We start from the raw sequence: 16231 nt of genomic DNA, 5'->3' as shown, positions 1-16231 counted from the left end.
AAGAACTGAAAGCGGGTCTGGACGAGTACATCCGCTACTACAACCATGACCGCATAAAGCAGAAACTGAACGGCCTGAGCCCTGTCGAGTACAGGGCCCAGGCCGCCAGCTAATCTGTCCAACTTTTTGGGGGCAGTCCAGGGGCTGCACTGATGCTTGTGGGAGCCGGCTTGCCGGCGATTGGGCCCACATTGCCAATACAAAACTGGCAAGATCGGCACAGGCCCACTTCACGAAACCGCCATGCCCCTGCCGCTGATCTACCACGACGACTACAGCCCTGAATTCCCGCCGGACCATCGCTTCCCGATGGACAAGTTCCGCCTGCTGCGCGACCACCTGGTCGACAGCGGGCTGACCACCGACGAGGCGCTGCTGCGCCCCGAGATCTGCCCCAACGACATCCTCGCCCTGGCCCACGACCGCGACTATATCGAGCGCTACATGAACGGCGAGCTGTCCCGCGAGGACCAGCGCCGCCTGGGCCTGCCCTGGAGCGAGGCGCTGGCGCGGCGCACGGTGCGCGCGGTGGGCGGCTCGCTGCTCACCGCCGAACTGGCCCTGCAGCACGGCATCGCCTGCCACCTGGCCGGCGGCACCCACCATGCCCACTACGACCACCCGGCCGGGTTCTGCATCTTCAACGACCTGGCGGTGATCAGCCGCTACCTGCTGGAAGCCGGCCGCGTGCACCGGGTACTGATCTTCGACTGCGACGTGCACCAGGGCGACGGCACCGCGCGCATCCTGCACGACACCCCCGAAGCCATCACCGTGTCGCTGCACTGCGAGCAGAACTTCCCCGCCCGCAAGGCCAAAAGCGACTGGGACATTCCCCTGCCCCGCGGCATGAACGACAGCGCGTACCTGAAGGTGGTCGAAGACGCGCTCAACTACCTGCTGCCGCTGTACCAGCCCGACCTGGTGCTGTACGACGCCGGTGTCGATGTGCACAAGGACGACGCCCTGGGTTACCTGCAGCTGACCGACCAAGGCCTGGCCGCCCGCGACGAGCATGTGTTGCGCCAGTGCCTGGGCCGCGATATCCCGGTAGTCGGGGTGATCGGCGGCGGCTACAGCAAGGACCGCGAAGCCCTCGCCCGGCGCCACGGCATCCTCCACCACAGCGCGGCACGCGTCATGGGTTGTTCACAATGACTGTGGAACCGCTTGTGGATAACCTGCGGGAAAGCGCCTCCAGCCCTTTGACTGCATGGCCTGCGGGGGGTTGATCGTTTTTTGATCAGCAGTGTGCAGCGGCGCCGTGGGTTGTTCACAATGACTGTGGAACCGGCTGTGGATAACCTGCGGGAAAGCACCTCCAGCCCTTTACCTGCCTGGCCTGCAAGATGCTGATCATTTTTTGAACAGTACTTGCAGGTACCTGGCTGGGGTAGAATGCGCGCTCTTTTCCACAGCCTGCTGCCGACCATGAACGATCCTCGCCCTGCCTCCCCTCCCCTTGTCGCCGTGATCGGTGGCGGCCCCGCCGGCCTGATGGCCGCCGAGGCGCTGGCCCGGCGCGGGGTGGCGGTGCAGGTGTTCGACGCCATGCCTTCGGTGGGCCGCAAGTTTCTGCTGGCCGGGGTGGGCGGCATGAACATCACCCACTCCGAGCCCTACCCGGCCTTCGTCGGGCGCTACGCCGAGCGCCAGGGCGAAATCGACGGCCTGCTGCGCGGCTTCGATGCCGAGGCCCTGCGCCAGTGGATCCACGGTCTGGGCATCGAAACCTTCATCGGCACCTCGGGCCGGGTGTTCCCCCGCGACATGAAGGCCGCGCCACTGCTGCGCGCCTGGCTCAAGCGCCTGCGCGAGGCCGGCGTAGTTATCCACACGCGCCACCGCTGGTTGGGCTGGACCGCCGAAGGCGCCTTGCGGATCGCTTATCCACAGGGGGAATTGCAGCTCCAGGCCGACGCCGTGGTGCTCGCCCTCGGCGGCGGCAGCTGGGCACGCCTGGGTTCGGACGGCGCCTGGGTGCCGCTGCTCGGCGAACGGGCTGTGGATATCTCGCCGCTGCAGGCGAGCAACTGTGGCTTCGAGGTGGCGGGCTGGAGCGAACTTTTGCAAAGCAAGTTCGCCGGTGCGCCGTTGAAGAACATTGCCCTGAGCGTGCCCGGCGCGGTGCCGCGCAAAGGTGAGTTCATCCTCACCGCGCAGGGCGTTGAAGGCAGCCTGGTGTATGCCTGGTCGGCGGCGGTGCGCGAAGCGATCAACCGCGACGGGCGTGGCACCTTGCTGCTCGACCTGCTGCCGGACCGGCCTGTGGACAAGATCGCCCAGGCCCTGGCCAAGCCCCGTGGCTCGCGCTCGATGGCCAAGCACCTGCACGGCCAGTTGGGGATCGATGGGGTGAAGGCGGCGCTGCTGCGTGAGTTGACCGATCAGGCGACCTTTGCCGAGCCCGAACGCCTGGCGGCAGCCATCAAGGCGCTGCCGATCACGCTGGTGCGCACGCGGCCGCTGGATGAGGCGATCAGCAGTGCCGGTGGGGTGCGCTTCGAGGCAATGGATGAGGGCTTGATGCTACAGGCCATGCCCGGGGTGTTCTGTGCCGGCGAGATGCTGGACTGGGAGGCACCGACCGGGGGGTATCTGCTGACGGCGTGCTTTGCCAGCGGGCTGAGGGCGGGTAGAGCCGCAGCAGACTGGCTGAAACTCCAAAGCTGACCCGCCCCCCTGTGGGAGCGGGTTTACCCGCGAACACGGGCGAAGCCCGTGCCATACACAGCGTTGGATTTTTCGCGGGTGAACCCGCTCCCACAGGGCTCGTAACAGCTTTACAAATTGAGCCAGCCTGCTGGCATCACAAAGCCAGCTTATGGCTTGCGCTTACGCGCCCCACCGTTGAAGCTCGGCACCTTGCGCACCGCCTTGACCGCCGGCGCCGCCGCCCCGCCCTCGTCGCTGTCCATCCAACGCCCCAGCCCGCGCTTGGCGCTGTTCTCTTTCGGCTTTTTCGGCTTCTTCGGCTTCTTCACCACCTGGCCACTGGCATCGATCATCGGCACCCGGTGGTCAGGGATGAAATCCGGCTCTTCATGGCGTGGCAGCTGCTGGCGAATCAAGGTCTCGATCGACGCGAGCATCTGCACTTCGTCAGCGCACACCAGCGAAATCGCCTCGCCTTTGTTGCCGGCACGGCCCGTGCGCCCGATGCGGTGCACATAGTCTTCGGCCACGATCGGCAGGTCGAGGTTGACCACCAGCGGCAGGTCGTCGATGTCCAGGCCGCGCGCGGCAACATCGGTGGCTACCAGCACTTGGACTTCACGGGCCTTGAAGCTGTCCAGCGCGCGCTGGCGGGTGGCCTGCGGGCGATCACCGTGGATGCCATCGGCGTTGACGCCTTCGGCGAGCAGGCGCTCGACCAACTGGTCCACGCCGTTGCGGGTCTTGGCGAACACCAGCACCTGGCTCCAGCGCTGCTTGCGCAGCAGGTGGCAGAACAGGTCGGTCTTGCGCTTCTTGTCCACCGGCACCAGCCATTGCTTGACGGTGGTGGCGGCGGCGTTGCGCGGGCTGACTTCGATGCTCAGCGGATCATTCAGCGCAAGGCCGGCGAGCAGGCGGATCTGCTCGGAGAAGGTGGCCGAAAACAGCAGGGTCTGGCGCTTGCGCGGCAGCGCGGCGTACACCGCCCGCAGCTCTTCGGCAAAGCCCAAGTCGAGCATGCGGTCGGCTTCGTCGAGTACCAGGGTCTGCACCTGGCCGAACTTGATGGCGTTCTGGCGGAACAGGTCGAGCAAGCGGCCGGGGGTGGCCACCAGCAGGTCGACGCCACGGCGCAGGCGCATCATCTGCGGGTTGATGCTGACCCCGCCGTATACCGCGTAGGTGGACAGCGGCAGGTTCTCGGCATATTCACGCACGTTGGCGTGGACCTGCTCGGCCAGCTCGCGGGTGGGCACCAGCACCAGCGCGCGGATCGAGTTGCTGGCGACCTTCTCGCCTTCCAGGGCCAGGCGCTGCAGCACCGGCAGGGCAAAGCCCGCGGTCTTGCCGGTGCCGGTCTGGGCGGCGGCCATCAGGTCGCGGCCGGCGAGCACGGCGGGGATAGCCTTGGCCTGGACCGGGGTGGGTGTGCTGTAGTCCAGCGTCTGCAAGGTGCGCAGCAGCGGTTCGATCAGGCCGAGTTGGGCGAAATTCATGGCAATACCGTCAGGGGGTTCAGCGAAGGCGGCAAGTTTACCCCAGCACCGCAGTGGCCCAAAGAACTCATCGTGGGAGCGGGCTTGCCCCGCGATTGGCCATCGCGGGGCAAGCCCGCTCCCACGTACAGCACATCTCGTCGCTGATGTCAGCTCACCGCCGCAGGCGCCTTGCGCCACTGCGGCAGGCCGATCAGCACCACCGCGCCGATGATCACCGCCATCGCCAGGCACTCCTCGGCGCCGATCTGCTCGCCGGCAAAGACTATCCCCAGCAACACCGCCACCGCCGGGTTGACGTAGGCATAGCTGGTGGCCGCCGCCGGACGCACGTGCTTGAGCAGGTACATGTAGGCGCTGAAGGCGAGGATCGAACCGAACAGCACCAGGTAGGCCAGCGCGCCCCAACCGGCGGCCGTGGGCATCTGGGTCAGGCGCTCGCCGCTCAGGGCGCTGCCGATCAGCAGCGCGGCACCGCCCACCAGCATTTCCGCGGCGCTGGCCATGGCGCCCTGGGGCAGCGGCAGTTGCTTGCTCCACACCGAACCGAAGGCCCAGGCCGCCGCGGCAAACAGGATCAGCGCAGCGCCCATGGGGCTGGCCTGCAGGTTCGAACCCATGTTGAGCATGCCGATGCCCACCAGGCCGAGGGCGATGCCCGCCCATTCCAGGCGCGAGTTGCGGTGGCCGAACAGCAGGCCGAACACCAGGGTGAACAGCGGCACGGTCGCCACCGCCAGGGCGGCCACGCCCGAGGCTACCCCGGCGTGCTCGGCCAGGGTCACGCCACCGTTGCCGCAGCTGAGCAGCAGAAAACCGATCGCCCCGGCCGCGCGCCATTGCGCCCAGGTGGGTGCCGGCGCCCCGCGCCAGCGCAAAAAGCCATACAGCAGGCTGCCGGCAATCACGAAGCGCACCCCTGCCATCATCAGCGGTGGCCAGGATTCCACGCCGATGCGGATGAACAGGTAGGTCGAGCCCCAGACCAGGTACAGGGCAAGAAAGGCGCCGACAAGCAGCAAGGGGAAGCGACGGGAGGCAGTCATGGCTGGGGGCTCGAAATCCGTTTACGGGTGGCTTAGTTTAGAAAGGGCCACGGGCAAACTTAAGTTACAAAACACGTTTAAATCACCGAAACACTTTGCAAAACATGGTTATGCACAGCCTTGACCATCGATTGCAAAGTCATCAGGAATCGCCATGGACAAGTACGACCGCATGCTCCTCGCCGCCCTGCTGGAAGACGGCCGGGCCACCTACGCGCAGTTGGCGCGCCAGGTCAACCTGTCGGCCCCGGCGGTGGCCGAGCGGGTCGCCAAGCTCGAGGCCAGCGGGGTGATCAGTGGCTACACGGCCAAGGTCGACCTGGAAAAGATCGGCCTGCCGATCCAGTGCGTGATGGAGCTGCGCTTGGCCAGCCATGGCAACCAGCAGGCCTATGACGTGCTGGCGAGCATCCCAGAACTGACCGAGTGTCACCGGGTCACCGGCGACCCCTGCGTGATCATGCAGGCGGCGGTGGCTTCGATGGGGGAATTGGAGGCGCTGATCAACCGGGTGTCGCAGCTGGGCTTCAGCAAGACCTCGATCATTCTGTCGAGCGCGGTGGAGCGGCGGGTGCCGCTGGGGCATCTGGAGGGCAATGGCAGGAAGGGATGAAATAGCCAATCGCGGGGCAAGTCGCATCGGCGCACCGCCGCTCCCACAGTAATCGTGGGAAATCGTGGGAGCGGGCTTGCCCCGCGATCGTCATTCAATGCCGCAGCAGCAGCTTGCCCTCGATCGGCACGTAGCGGCTGGCCGCGCGGATCACCGACAAGGCCGTCAGCCCCGGCACGCCATAGACCACGGTTTCGACGCCGTGGCGCTGCATCGCCCGCTCCAGCAACAGGTCGAAATCGCCGTCACCGGAGGCCAGCACCACCTGATCGACCCGCGCCGCGGCCTCGATCACATCGAGGGTGATGCCCACGTCCCAGTCGCCCTTGGCCGAGCCATCGGCGCGCTGGATGTAGGGTTTGAGGCGCACCTCGAAACCGAGGTTGCGCAGGATCTGCTGGAACTGTTGCTGCTTGCTGTCGCCGCGGTCGATGGCATAGGCCACCGCTTCGACAATCTGCCCTTCGCGGCTGACGTCGGCCCACAGCGCGGCATAGTTGAAATGGCAGCCGTGGCCCTGGCGAACCGTGTAGTAGAGGTTCTGCACGTCGGCGAACAGGGCAATTTTCTTCACGCGTGGTGACCTCGCTGAATCCGTGAAGGGGGCTGCTGCGCAGCCCTTTCGCGGGCAAGCCCGCTCCCACAGGTTATGCGCTGCTTTTGTGGGAGCGGGCTTGCCCGCGAAAGGGGCGCAACGCGCCCCCAAGTGCCAGCGAGTATGCCAGAGCCCTCAGACGTAGTCGTCGTCCGAGAAGAAGCCGCCATCATCACTGCCGTAGTCGGTATCGGCAAAACCACCCTGGTCGCTGCCCCAGCCACCGTTGTCGGCCACCTGCTGCTGGCCGCCCTGGTCGTTCCAGCCGCCTGTGTCGCTGGCCGGCGCGGGTTCTTCCTTGATCACCTCGACCACCTCTTCAGGCTGCGAGTGATGATTGAACAGGCTGCTGATGCCCTGGGCCAGCAGCACGCCGCCGGCTACACCGGCAGCTGTCTGCATCGCCCCGCCGAGGAAGCTGCTGGCGCCACTGCGTGCTGGCGCTGGCGCGGCGCCGAAGCCCTGCTGTGGTTGAGGAGGGGCGTAGGCCTGCGGGGCAGGCTCGCGCCAGCCACCGGCGGAAGATGGCGGTGGCGCAACCGAACGCTGGGGTTCCGGGCTGCGGGCAGCGGCACCGCCACCAAATATGCTGGACAGGAAACCACCGCCGCCATTACCCGCGCTGGAACGGCTCGCTTCAGCCTGGGCACGGGCCTGCTTGAGCTCGGCCTCGAGCTGCTTGTTCTGCTCGTCCAGGCGCTTGATCGCAGCCTCCTGCACCAGGATCGCCTGGGCCATGTAGTACGGCGCCGCCGGCTGCTGGCGCAGGTGCTGTTCGATGCACGCCTGGGCCTGGGCGTCGCGCGGCTGGGCCGGGTCCTCGGCTTGCTTGAGGCGGCCGAACAGGCCGTCGATCAGGGTTTGTTCTTCAGTGTTCATCAAGCGACCTCATGGGCTGAACTGGACAGCGGACAGGCTCAAAGATGGGGGGCCGGCGCGGGCGATTCAATCGCCCGGGCCATGAAACTTTTTTCAGCAAGCGGGCGGTCTGGGCTAAAGTTACGCCCTGCTTTTTCTGCCATGCGATGTTGACCGATGAATCCGCTGAGCGTTCTGCGCGACTCCCTGTACTTCTTCCGCCGCCACCTGGCGAGCATCCTTCAGCTGTGCCTGCCGTTGGTGATGCTCGAGGCCCTGTGCAGCCAATTGCTCTACCGCGAGCTCGGCGAGCAGGCTTCGCCGGCCTACGGCATGTTGGTCAGCCTGCTGTTCTACCCGCTGTACAGCGCCGCGCTGATCCTCTACCTCGACACCCGCAGCAACGGCGACGCGATCGCCAAGCGCAACCTGTTCGCCCGCGCCGTGCAGCTATGGCCGGCGCTGGCGCTGTTGATCCTGATCAGCTCGCTGCTGATCATGGCGGGCCTGATGCTGTTCATCTTCCCGGGCGTGTGGATCATGGTGAACCTGGTGTTCGCCGAATACCTGCTGGTGCTGCGCGGCCTGCCAGTGGTCGAGTCGATGCGCACCAGCGCGCGCATGACCACCGGGCACTTCATGCGCATCATGGTGTGCATGCTGTCGGTACTGGCGCCGCTGTGGCTGATCGATGGCTTGCTGCTGACGGTATTCCCCGAGCCGCAGCCAGGCGTGCAACTGGCCCTGGACAGCCTCAGCGGCTTCCTGCAGCTGTTCAGTACCGTGGTGCTGTACCGCCTGTTCATGCTGCTGGAGAGCGAAGCGGGGGCCTGATCGTCCGTGCCTGGCAACAATGCGGCCGGAGCATCCTTGGCACCCGCCGGTTAGCCGGCCCTGCCTGGTCAGGTGCCTCTGGGCTTGGCCCGCGCCGTGGCCTCGGCCACCAGCGGGTTGTCCGGCCAGTAGTGCTTGGGATAGCGCCCTTTCAAATCCTTCTTCACCTCGGCATAGGTGGTACGCCAGAAGTTGGCCAGGTCCTGGGTGACCTGCACCGGCCGGCGTGCCGGTGACAGCAGGTGCAGCTTGACCTGCAGGCGCCCACCGGCGATGCGCGGGGTATCGGCCAGGCCGAACAGCTCCTGCAAGCGTACGGCAAGAATCGGTGGCTGCTCGCTGTAGTCCAGGCGGATGTTCGAGCCCGAAGGCACGCTCAGGTGCGCTGGGGCCAGCTCGTCCAGGCGCTGGGGCAACGGCCAGGGCAGCAGGTTGCGCAGGATCGACGACAGGTCCAGCGCGGCGAAATGGCTCAGGCGCGAGACCTTGCCCAGGTAGGGTTGCAGCCAGTCTTCCAGGCTGGCCAGCAGCGCTTCGTCGCCCAGGTCGGGCCACTCACTCTGGCCGTCCTTCTCCAGGTCCAGCTGGCGCAGCAGCGTGACCCGGGCCTGCCACTGGCGCAGTTCGGGGGTCCAGGTCAGCAGGTTCAGGCCCTTGCGCCGCACCAGGCCGAGCAAGGCCCTGGCGCGGGCATCGTCGTCCAGGCCGGGCAGCGGCTCGCGGCTGAGCACCAGCTCGCCGACCTTGCGCTGGCGTTCGGCGCGCAGCACCTGCTCGCGTTCGTCCCAGTCCAGCAGGTCGAGCTGTTCGACCTGCTCGGCAAGCACATCATCGAACAGTGCCCGCTCGAATTCGGCGGCCAGGTAGATGCGCTCTTCGCGCTGGCCCTGGCGGCTGCCGAGGTCGGCGATCACCAGCCAGGGGCATTTCATCAACGCATCGGCTTCGCCGAACAGCGCCGCACGGCCGTTGGCCAGGCGGTATTCGGCGCCGCCTTCGCGACGCTGCTGGGCGACACGGTCGGGGTAGGCCAGCGCCAGCAGGGCACCGAGCCAGCGCGGATGCTCGGGGTCGGCCACTGGGGTGCGGGGTTTGCCGCGCAGTTGCCCACGGTATTGCCGGGCCAGCTGCCGGGCACGTTGCACGCCGCCCTGGCCACCGCGTGAGGTTCTGCTTTCACCACTGAGCACGCTCAACCGCGAATGCAGGTCGGCGCCGCCGCCGCGCAGGATGTCACGCTCGCCCAGCAAGGCCGCGACGTCGCAGGCCATGTCGGCCAGCCCCAGGTCCTGGCCGCGCAGCAGCAGGTGGGCGATGCGCGGGTGGGCCGGCAGATCGGCCATGGCCTGGCCGTGGGCGCTCAACTGCTCGCGGTGGCCGGGCTTGAAGGCGCCGAGCCGTGCCAGCAGGTCCTGGGCCTGGGCGAAGGCGGCAGTGGGCGGTTGGTCGAGCCAGCTCAGCTGTTCGGGCGGTACGCCCCAGCGCGCCAGCTGCAGGGCCAGCCCGGCCAGGTCGGCCTGGAGGATCTCGGCGCTGCCATGGGCCGCCAGCTGGTCATGCTGCGCCTCGGACCACAGCCGATAGCACACGCCCGGCTCCAGGCGCCCGGCGCGGCCGGCGCGCTGGGTGGCGCTGGCGCGGGAGATGCGCTGGGTGTCGAGGCGGGTCATGCCGCTGCCGGGGTCGAAGCGCGGCACCCGGGCAAGGCCTGCATCGATCACCACGCGAACGCCGTCGATGGTCAGGCTGGTCTCGGCGATGTTGGTGGCCAGCACCACCTTGCGCTGGCCCTTGGGTGCCGGCTCGATGGCGGCGCGCTGGGCATTCAGGTCTAACTCGCCGTGCAGCGGACAGAGCAGGATACCGGGGCGCTCGCCCAGGGCCTCCTGCAAGGCCTGGTGCACCCGGCGGATCTCGGCCTGCCCGGGGAGGAACACCAGCAGGCTGCCGCTTTCATCGGCAAGCGCCTGCAGCACGCAGTCGACCACCCGCGGCTCGACGAACTCGCCAGGCTGGAAGGGCCGGCTCCAGCGGATGTCCACCGGGTGCATACGGCCCTGGCTGCTGACCACCGGAGCGTCATCAAGCAGCCGCGACAGGCGCTCGCCCTCCAGGGTGGCCGACATCAGCAGGATCTTCAGTGGCAGCTCGTCACGCAGCAACCCGCGGCCATTGAGGCTCAGGGCCAGGGCCAGGTCGGCGTCGAGGCTGCGCTCATGGAATTCGTCGAAGATCAGCAGCCCCACGCCGTCCAGCGCCGGGTCGCTCTGCAGGCGGCGGGTGAGAATGCCTTCGGTGACCACTTCGATGCGGGTATTGGGGCCGACCTTGCTGTCGAGGCGGATGCGATAGCCCACCGTTTCCCCGACCTTTTCGCCCAGCTCGCTGGCCAGCCGCTCGGCGGCGGCACGGGCGGCCAGGCGGCGGGGTTCGAGCATGAGGATGGTCTGCCCGGCCAGCCAGGGTTCGTCGAGCAGGGCCAAGGGCACGCGGGTGGTCTTGCCGGCGCCGGGCGGCGCCTCGAGCACGGCTTCGTCGCGTTCGCCCAGGGCCAGGCGCAGGTCGGGCAGTACGGCATCGATCGGTAATGAAATCATGGTGGTCCTCGAACAATCGCCCGAGTATAACGGCGAACCTGGCCTGCCCTATCATGGTCTTAAGCTTCAGGCGCCGCCCTCTGCCGCGCCCCTTGTCGTGGTTACCTTTTCCGGAGATTCACATGCGCATCCCTTCCCGCGTCATCGGTGTCGCCCTGATCGCCACCCTGCTGACCCAACTGACGGCCTGCGGCACGGTTTTCTTCCCTGACCGTCGCGGCCAGATCGAAGGCAAGATCGACCCGATGATCGCCGCACTGGATGCCGTCGGCCTGCTGTTCTACATCATCCCCGGCCTGATCGCCTTCGGCATCGACTTCGCCACGGGCGCCATCTACTACCCCGGCGGCTACTCCGCGCAGGTCGATCCGGCCAAGCTCAAGCCCGCCATCAATGCCGATGGCCAGGTCGACAGGCTCAAGCTGCAGGCTATCCTCGAAAGCGAACTGGGCCAGCGCCTGCCGCTGAACGACCCACGGCTGATCCAGCAGCGCGGCAGCGTCGAGCAACTGGCTGCCCTCGGCCTGGTACCGGCAGCCTGAAACCCATAAGGACGATCCTCGGCGCATGACCGTGACCAGCGAACACCAACGCCTGCTGCGCCTGGCCACCCGGGCATCCTTGGCGGTGGCCAGCATCCTGGTGCTGAGCAAGGCCGTGGCCTGGTGGCTGAGCGGCTCGGTGAGTTTGCTGGCCGGGCTTACCGACTCGGCGCTGGATGCCGTCGCCTCCTTCCTCAACCTGCTCGCGGTGCACTACGCGTTGCGCCCGGCCGACGACGATCACCGTTTTGGCCATGGCAAGGCAGAAGCCCTGGCCGGCATGGCGCAGGCGCTGTTCATCGGGGTCAGTGCGGTATTGATCGGGGTGCAGGCCGTGCAGCGCTTGCAATCGCCGCAGCCGCTGGGCGACACCGGGGCCGGTATCGCGGTGATGCTGCTGTCGCTGGTGCTGACCTTGGCGCTGCTGGCGTTGCAGCGCAGGGTGATCCGTATCACAGGCTCGACGGCGGTACGCGCCGACTCGCTGCACTACCGCTCCGACCTGCTGCTCAATGGCAGCATCCTGCTGGCCCTGCTGCTGGCGCGCCTGGGCTGGCCACAGCTGGATGCGCTGTTTGGCCTGGGTATCGCCCTATACATCCTGTGGAGCGCGGTGCAGATCGCCCGCGAGAGCACGGCGATCCTGATGGACCAGGAACTGCCGGCCGACATCGGCGAGCGCATGCTCGAAGCGGTGCTGGCGATCCCTGGGGTCAAGGGCGTGCACGACTTGCGCACGCGGGTGTCGGGGAGCCATTGGTTCGTGCAACTGCACCTGGAATTGCCGGGGGAACTGCCGCTGCATCAGGCCCATGGCTTGTGCGTGCAGGCGTCGCAGGCGATCCGCGAGCGCTACCCACGGGCCGATGTGCTGGTGCATGCCGATCCGGTGTAGGCCTCATCGCTGGCAAGCCAGCTCCCACCTTGACCGCGCTGCTCTGAAGAAATGCGTAATCCTGTGGGAGCCGGCTTGCCGGCGATCACCGGCGAAGCCGGTGCCCAAAAACTGCGGCGCCTGCATCGCCGGCAAGCCGGCTCCCACAGTCTGGCTCAGTTGATGCTATAACCCCGCCCGCTCAAGCAAGCACCCAATGCCCGTCGATAGCTGTCAGCCACGTTCACCGGCGGCGCATAGCTGGCGGTTGCCGGGTCGAACCCGCTCTGGCTCACGGCCCAGCGATGGCACTGATATCGGTCCTGCTCCTGCTGCTCCGGGCCCTGGCCGTACAGGGGATAGGCGATCACATCGTAGCCACCCGCCGGTTGCGGCGCTGGCGCCACCGTGGGCGGGTTGACCACCACGTACTCGGCGCTGCTGGCCTGGTACTGGTAATAGGTGTCGGCCACCAGGAAGAACAACGCGCCGCCCAGCCATACTTCGCGCGCATAGGGCGGCAGGTAGCTGACCCGCACGCCGTAAGGCGGCCTGACCACAACGTAGCCGCCGCCATGGGGGCGATACCAGTAGCCACCGGAGTAGTAGTAGTCCTGACCGCGATAGGGCACTTGCCAGGAGCGGTCCGGGAAGCGATCGATGGTATGCCCGGGGTGATACTGCGGCCCTGGGCCCCAACCATCGCCATGGCCGTCCGGCCGCCCCGACCAATCACCGCCCGGGCGCTGACCGGGGCCACCGGCCTGCCAGTGACGGTTGTCGTCATGCCGGCGCGGGATGTCCTGGTAATAGCCTTGGCGCGGCGGCTGGGTCTGGCGCACTTCATCACGCGAGTTGAGCGGCGAGCCACGCCCGCCATTGGGATCCTGCGGGCCGTCCCCCGGCCCTTGGGCCAAGGCGCCCAGGCTGATACCGATGCCCAGCAAACCAACACCTGCCAACTGCCAGATGCGTGACCTCATGTTGTTCCTCTCAGTCGATGACCCCTGCCTGTACTGCAGGCAGTCTAACGCGCCGCACAAGGCCGGCTGATGAAATAGCGGACAGCGAGTGCGTCACACCCGCGCCAGCAAACCGCGCAACAGCAACTCCAGCGCTGCCAGTGCCTGGTCCAGTTGGGCATCGCCCTCCTCGCCCTGAGCGACCCAGAACGCCGCTTCGGTCAGGCTGCCATGGACCATCGCCGCCAGCGCCCACGGGTCGGCCTCGGCCACTACCTGCTGCTGGATCAACCCGGCGAGCAGTTGCTGCAGCGAGGCAACACAGTGCTGCTGCGCCTCGGGCGAAGCGCCACCCAACACCGCCCGCGCATCGCGCAGGACGATGCGCTGGATCTGCGGCTCGCGGGCCATGCGCAGGTAGGCCTGGCAGCGTTGACGCAAGCCCTCCCAGGGGTCGCTGGCCGCGTCTGAAATAGCCTGCAGGCGGGCGTCCATCTCAGCGTCGATTTGCGCCACCACCGCCGCCAGCAGGCCCTGCTTGTCACCGAAGTGGTGGTAGAGGGCGCCGCGGGTCAGGCCGGCACGGGCGGTCAGGTCGTCCATCGAAGCGTTTGCATAGCCCTGTTCGCTGATGACCTGACGGGCCATCGCCAGCAAAGCGGCGCGGGTTTCTTCCATTTCGGCGCGGGTACGGCGAACCATCACTCCCCCTTACATACACTGCGTATGAATATTTACATTCACATCGTATGATTATTTAATCATACGTGCTGTACGTATTCATTCCGCCGCTCTGCCCTTTGCAGCTGGCGGGGCTCAAGGAGGAACCGAGATGCCTAATCCCTACACCCGACTGTTTGCCTTGCCCGGCACGCGGGGCTTTGCCCTGGCTGCATTACTGGCACGCTTGCCACTGCCGATGACCGGGATCGCGATCATCACCCTGCTGTCCCACACACGCGGCAGCTACGCCCTGGCCGGGGCGGTATCGGCCACTTTCGTGCTGACCTATGCGCTGCTCTCGCCGCAGGTGTCACGCCTGGTCGACCGCCTGGGGCAGCGCCGGGTACTGCCGCTGGCCAGCTTTGTCAGCGTGGCCGGCCTGCTGTTGCTGGCCGCTGCTGCGTGGTTGCGCAGTGCCGATTGGCTGTTGTTCGCAGCGGCGCTGCTCAGCGGCTGCATGCCCAGCATGTCGGCCATGGCCCGTGCGCGCTGGGCCCACCTGTACCGCGGGCAGCCGCTGTTGCAGAGCGCCTATTCGCTGGAGACGGTGTTCGACGAGGCCAGCTTCATCGCCGGCCCGCCCCTGGCGATCGGGCTCGGGGTGGCCCTGTGGCCGGCAGCCGGCCTGCTTGGTGCCGCCACGCTGCTGGCGCTTGGCACGCTGGCACTGGTACTGCAGACGGCCAGTGAGCCGCCGGTGGGCGATGTCGATCGCACGCCCTCGCGCAACCGGTCGCTGTGGCGCCAGCCAAGCCTGCGGCGGCTGACCTTGCTGATGGTGGCGATGGGCGTGATCGTCGGCACGGTAGATATCGTCAGCGTGGCGTTCGCCAGTGAACGCGGGCAACCCTTCGCGGCCAGCCTGGTGCTGTCGGCCTACGCCATCGGCTCCTGCGCGGCGGGTCTGGTGTTCGGCGCCGTGCGCTGGCGGTTGCCACTGCCGCGCCAGCTGCTGGTGGGCGCGCTGGCGACGGCGCTGGCCACCCTGCCCTTGCTGATGGTCGACTCCCTCACCGGGCTGGCCGGGGCAGTGCTGCTGGCCGGGGTGTTCTTCGCCCCGACCATGATCATCGCCATGACCCTGGTGGAGCGGTGCGTCGCCACGCAGCAGTTGACCGAAGGCTTGACCTGGTTGCTGGCCGGGCTGAATGTCGGCGTGGCTTTGGGCGCCGCTGCGGCGGGGCAACTGGTGGATGCGACGACACCCGGCCAAGGCTTCGTCATCGCCCTGGCCGGTGGGCTGCTGGTACTGCTGAGCGCAGTGGCCGCGAGCCTGTGTCCGGGCGTGGCGCGGGCAGATATACCGGCTGTTCATTCCTGAAACAGCTGCACACTGTCGACGCCATCGCGGGGCACTCGATAGGGCCCTCAGGCGCAATAAAAAAGGGAGGCCTTGCGGCCTCCCTTCGGGAATTGTCGTCCGTGCTCGGCACTTGTGGTACCGGCTCACCTCGCGCCGCCTTCTGGGCAGTGCGTAGCCCGGGGGCCGTGCCGATCCGGTTGGAGGGCTGGCCGCGAGCGCCCGTCTGGGGCGCCTCGCCGTGGACTGATATCCGGGCAGTGATTCTGGTGATAAAGATAGGCGAGCACGGGGGGCAGAGGATTGCGAAGATTGCTCTGATAAATACTGCTTGCGCAATTTTTCACTCAGGATCGATAATTCGCCGCAATCCGAACAGAAAAGGCCCTATTCATGAGCAAGCTCGACCGCTATGACCTGAGCATCCTTGCCGAATTGCAGCGTGACGCGCGCATCTCCAACCAGGAACTGGCCGAGCGCATCGGCCTGTCGCCCTCCCCTTGCTCACGCCGGGTCAAGCAGCTCGAAGACGACGGCTACATCTCGCGCCAGGTGGCGCTGCTGGACCGCAAGAAGCTCGGCCTGAGCCTGACCGCCTATGTGCTGATCGGCATGGACCGCCACACCCCCGAGCGCTTCGAAACCTTCGAGGCGGCGATCCGCAACCTGCCGCAGGTGCTGGAGTGCAGCCTGGTCACCGGGATGGACGCCGACTATCAGCTCAAGGTGGTGGTACCGGACATGGACCACTACCAGAAGCTGCTGCTCGGCAGCCTGACCCGCATCGACGGCGTGACCAGCGTGCGTTCGAGCTTCGTGCTCAACCAGGTGCTGGCCAGCACCGAGCTGCCATTGACCCACCTGCGTTGAAACCCTGCGCGCCCGGCGTATGATCGGGCTCTTATCCTGCCTGGAGTTGACCGATGGATCCCGCCGTATTCGAAGAGTGGATGATGATCGTCCTCGTCACCGTGCTGATCGCCTTCATGGGCTTCATCGTCTGGGACCTGGCGAAAAAATCCAAGGCTGGCCGGTTCGGCACGCTGATCCTGTTCTTCGTGCTGGGCCTGGGCGTGCTGGCGTTCATCATCAAGAGCGTGGTGGTGGGGTTTCTCGAAGGGGTTTAGGCACCT

Annotated in this window: 17 protein-coding genes; 10 read left to right on the top strand and 7 right to left on the bottom strand. The window is 66.9% G+C overall.

Features of this window, described 5'->3' with window-relative positions; translation table 11 throughout:
* The 3 genes from RTH46_RS14440 to RTH46_RS14430 form a co-directional block, all read left to right on the top strand.
* Positions 1-113, top strand: a 113-nt coding sequence (locus RTH46_RS14440) for an IS3 family transposase (RefSeq protein ID WP_316905968.1), incomplete at its 5' end; no start/stop codon positions are given.
* Positions 114-243: 130 nt separating this feature from the next.
* Entirely contained in the window at positions 244-1158 is a 915-nt protein-coding gene (locus RTH46_RS14435) for a histone deacetylase (RefSeq protein ID WP_153787759.1), read from the top strand.
* A gap of 273 nt (positions 1159-1431) precedes the next feature.
* Positions 1432-2673 carry a TIGR03862 family flavoprotein gene (locus RTH46_RS14430; protein ID WP_316905967.1) on the top strand — a complete coding sequence of 414 codons (1242 nt, stop codon included), beginning with the start codon at positions 1432-1434 and terminating at the stop codon, positions 2671-2673.
* Positions 2674-2822: 149 nt separating this feature from the next.
* On the opposite strand, the gene RTH46_RS14425 is transcribed toward RTH46_RS14430, so the two are convergent.
* Positions 2823-4154, bottom strand: a complete 1332-nt coding sequence (locus RTH46_RS14425; protein WP_316905965.1) for a DEAD/DEAH box helicase — start codon at positions 4152-4154, stop codon at positions 2823-2825.
* Between the two features lie 149 nt (positions 4155-4303).
* Entirely contained in the window at positions 4304-5200 is an 897-nt protein-coding gene (gene yedA / locus RTH46_RS14420) for a drug/metabolite exporter YedA (RefSeq protein WP_125857328.1), read from the bottom strand.
* Positions 5201-5354: 154 nt separating this feature from the next.
* On the opposite strand from yedA, the gene RTH46_RS14415 reads away from it, so the two are divergent.
* The gene (locus tag RTH46_RS14415; RefSeq protein WP_279914585.1) at positions 5355-5813 is read left to right on the top strand and encodes an Lrp/AsnC family transcriptional regulator; all 459 of its coding nucleotides are present in this window, start codon (positions 5355-5357) and stop codon (positions 5811-5813) included.
* A gap of 94 nt (positions 5814-5907) precedes the next feature.
* On the opposite strand, the gene RTH46_RS14410 is transcribed toward RTH46_RS14415, so the two are convergent.
* A complete protein-coding gene (locus tag RTH46_RS14410; protein WP_110992755.1) occupies positions 5908-6387 on the bottom strand; it encodes an NYN domain-containing protein in 480 nt (159 codons plus the stop codon).
* 156 nt (positions 6388-6543) lie between these two features.
* The gene (locus RTH46_RS14405) at positions 6544-7287 is read right to left on the bottom strand and encodes a DUF2076 domain-containing protein (RefSeq protein ID WP_153787755.1); all 744 of its coding nucleotides are present in this window, start codon (positions 7285-7287) and stop codon (positions 6544-6546) included.
* A gap of 156 nt (positions 7288-7443) precedes the next feature.
* Between RTH46_RS14405 and RTH46_RS14400 the strand changes: the two genes are divergently transcribed.
* Positions 7444-8100: a YciC family protein gene (locus RTH46_RS14400; protein ID WP_153787754.1), complete on the top strand. Its 657-nt coding sequence runs from the start codon at positions 7444-7446 to the stop codon at positions 8098-8100.
* Positions 8101-8168: 68 nt separating this feature from the next.
* On the opposite strand, the gene hrpB is transcribed toward RTH46_RS14400, so the two are convergent.
* A complete protein-coding gene (gene hrpB, locus RTH46_RS14395) occupies positions 8169-10697 on the bottom strand; it encodes an ATP-dependent helicase HrpB (protein ID WP_316905964.1) in 2529 nt (842 codons plus the stop codon).
* A 122-nt stretch (positions 10698-10819) separates the two neighbouring features.
* On the opposite strand from hrpB, the gene RTH46_RS14390 reads away from it, so the two are divergent.
* On the top strand, positions 10820-11239 hold the full coding sequence (locus RTH46_RS14390; RefSeq protein WP_316905963.1) for a polyribonucleotide nucleotidyltransferase: 420 nt from the start codon (positions 10820-10822) through the stop codon (positions 11237-11239).
* 25 nt (positions 11240-11264) lie between these two features.
* Positions 11265-12134 carry a cation diffusion facilitator family transporter gene (locus RTH46_RS14385; RefSeq protein WP_153787751.1) on the top strand — a complete coding sequence of 290 codons (870 nt, stop codon included), beginning with the start codon at positions 11265-11267 and terminating at the stop codon, positions 12132-12134.
* A 155-nt stretch (positions 12135-12289) separates the two neighbouring features.
* Here RTH46_RS14385 and RTH46_RS14380 read toward each other — a convergent pair whose 3' ends face one another.
* Both RTH46_RS14380 and RTH46_RS14375 read right to left on the bottom strand, forming a co-directional pair.
* Entirely contained in the window at positions 12290-13096 is an 807-nt protein-coding gene (locus tag RTH46_RS14380; RefSeq protein WP_316905962.1) for a DUF6515 family protein, read from the bottom strand.
* 93 nt (positions 13097-13189) lie between these two features.
* Positions 13190-13777: a helix-turn-helix domain-containing protein gene (locus RTH46_RS14375; protein ID WP_316905961.1), complete on the bottom strand. Its 588-nt coding sequence runs from the start codon at positions 13775-13777 to the stop codon at positions 13190-13192.
* Positions 13778-13907: 130 nt separating this feature from the next.
* On the opposite strand from RTH46_RS14375, the gene RTH46_RS14370 reads away from it, so the two are divergent.
* From RTH46_RS14370 to RTH46_RS14360, 3 genes are all read left to right on the top strand, one after another.
* Positions 13908-15119, top strand: coding sequence for an MFS transporter (locus RTH46_RS14370; RefSeq protein WP_316905960.1), 1212 nt, complete (start codon positions 13908-13910; stop codon positions 15117-15119).
* Between the two features lie 372 nt (positions 15120-15491).
* A complete protein-coding gene (locus RTH46_RS14365; protein WP_125462492.1) occupies positions 15492-15968 on the top strand; it encodes an Lrp/AsnC family transcriptional regulator in 477 nt (158 codons plus the stop codon).
* A gap of 53 nt (positions 15969-16021) precedes the next feature.
* Positions 16022-16225 carry a DUF2788 domain-containing protein gene (locus RTH46_RS14360; RefSeq protein WP_011535816.1) on the top strand — a complete coding sequence of 68 codons (204 nt, stop codon included), beginning with the start codon at positions 16022-16024 and terminating at the stop codon, positions 16223-16225.
* Positions 16226-16231: the final 6 nt, after the last annotated feature.

Source organism: Pseudomonas sp. zfem004 (assembly GCF_032621715.1).
Taxonomy (GTDB): domain Bacteria; phylum Pseudomonadota; class Gammaproteobacteria; order Pseudomonadales; family Pseudomonadaceae; genus Aquipseudomonas; species Aquipseudomonas sichuanensis.
This window is presented reverse-complemented; position numbering and strand designations above follow the sequence as displayed.

Coding starts and splice junctions, on each gene's coding strand:
- RTH46_RS14400 (WP_153787754.1), top strand. CDS start 7,444: ATGAATCCGCTGAGCGTTCTGCGCGACTCCCTGTACTTCTTCCGCCGC.
- RTH46_RS14360 (WP_011535816.1), top strand. CDS start 16,022: ATGGATCCCGCCGTATTCGAAGAGTGGATGATGATCGTCCTCGTCACC.
- RTH46_RS14385 (WP_153787751.1), top strand. CDS start 11,265: ATGACCGTGACCAGCGAACACCAACGCCTGCTGCGCCTGGCCACCCGG.
- RTH46_RS14370 (WP_316905960.1), top strand. CDS start 13,908: ATGCCTAATCCCTACACCCGACTGTTTGCCTTGCCCGGCACGCGGGGC.
- RTH46_RS14415 (WP_279914585.1), top strand. CDS start 5,355: ATGGACAAGTACGACCGCATGCTCCTCGCCGCCCTGCTGGAAGACGGC.
- RTH46_RS14380 (WP_316905962.1), bottom strand. CDS start 13,096: ATGAGGTCACGCATCTGGCAGTTGGCAGGTGTTGGTTTGCTGGGCATC.
- RTH46_RS14405 (WP_153787755.1), bottom strand. CDS start 7,287: ATGAACACTGAAGAACAAACCCTGATCGACGGCCTGTTCGGCCGCCTC.
- hrpB (WP_316905964.1), bottom strand. CDS start 10,697: ATGATTTCATTACCGATCGATGCCGTACTGCCCGACCTGCGCCTGGCC.
- RTH46_RS14365 (WP_125462492.1), top strand. CDS start 15,492: ATGAGCAAGCTCGACCGCTATGACCTGAGCATCCTTGCCGAATTGCAG.
- RTH46_RS14425 (WP_316905965.1), bottom strand. CDS start 4,154: ATGAATTTCGCCCAACTCGGCCTGATCGAACCGCTGCTGCGCACCTTG.
- RTH46_RS14390 (WP_316905963.1), top strand. CDS start 10,820: ATGCGCATCCCTTCCCGCGTCATCGGTGTCGCCCTGATCGCCACCCTG.
- RTH46_RS14375 (WP_316905961.1), bottom strand. CDS start 13,777: ATGGTTCGCCGTACCCGCGCCGAAATGGAAGAAACCCGCGCCGCTTTG.
- RTH46_RS14435 (WP_153787759.1), top strand. CDS start 244: ATGCCCCTGCCGCTGATCTACCACGACGACTACAGCCCTGAATTCCCG.
- RTH46_RS14430 (WP_316905967.1), top strand. CDS start 1,432: ATGAACGATCCTCGCCCTGCCTCCCCTCCCCTTGTCGCCGTGATCGGT.
- yedA (WP_125857328.1), bottom strand. CDS start 5,200: ATGACTGCCTCCCGTCGCTTCCCCTTGCTGCTTGTCGGCGCCTTTCTT.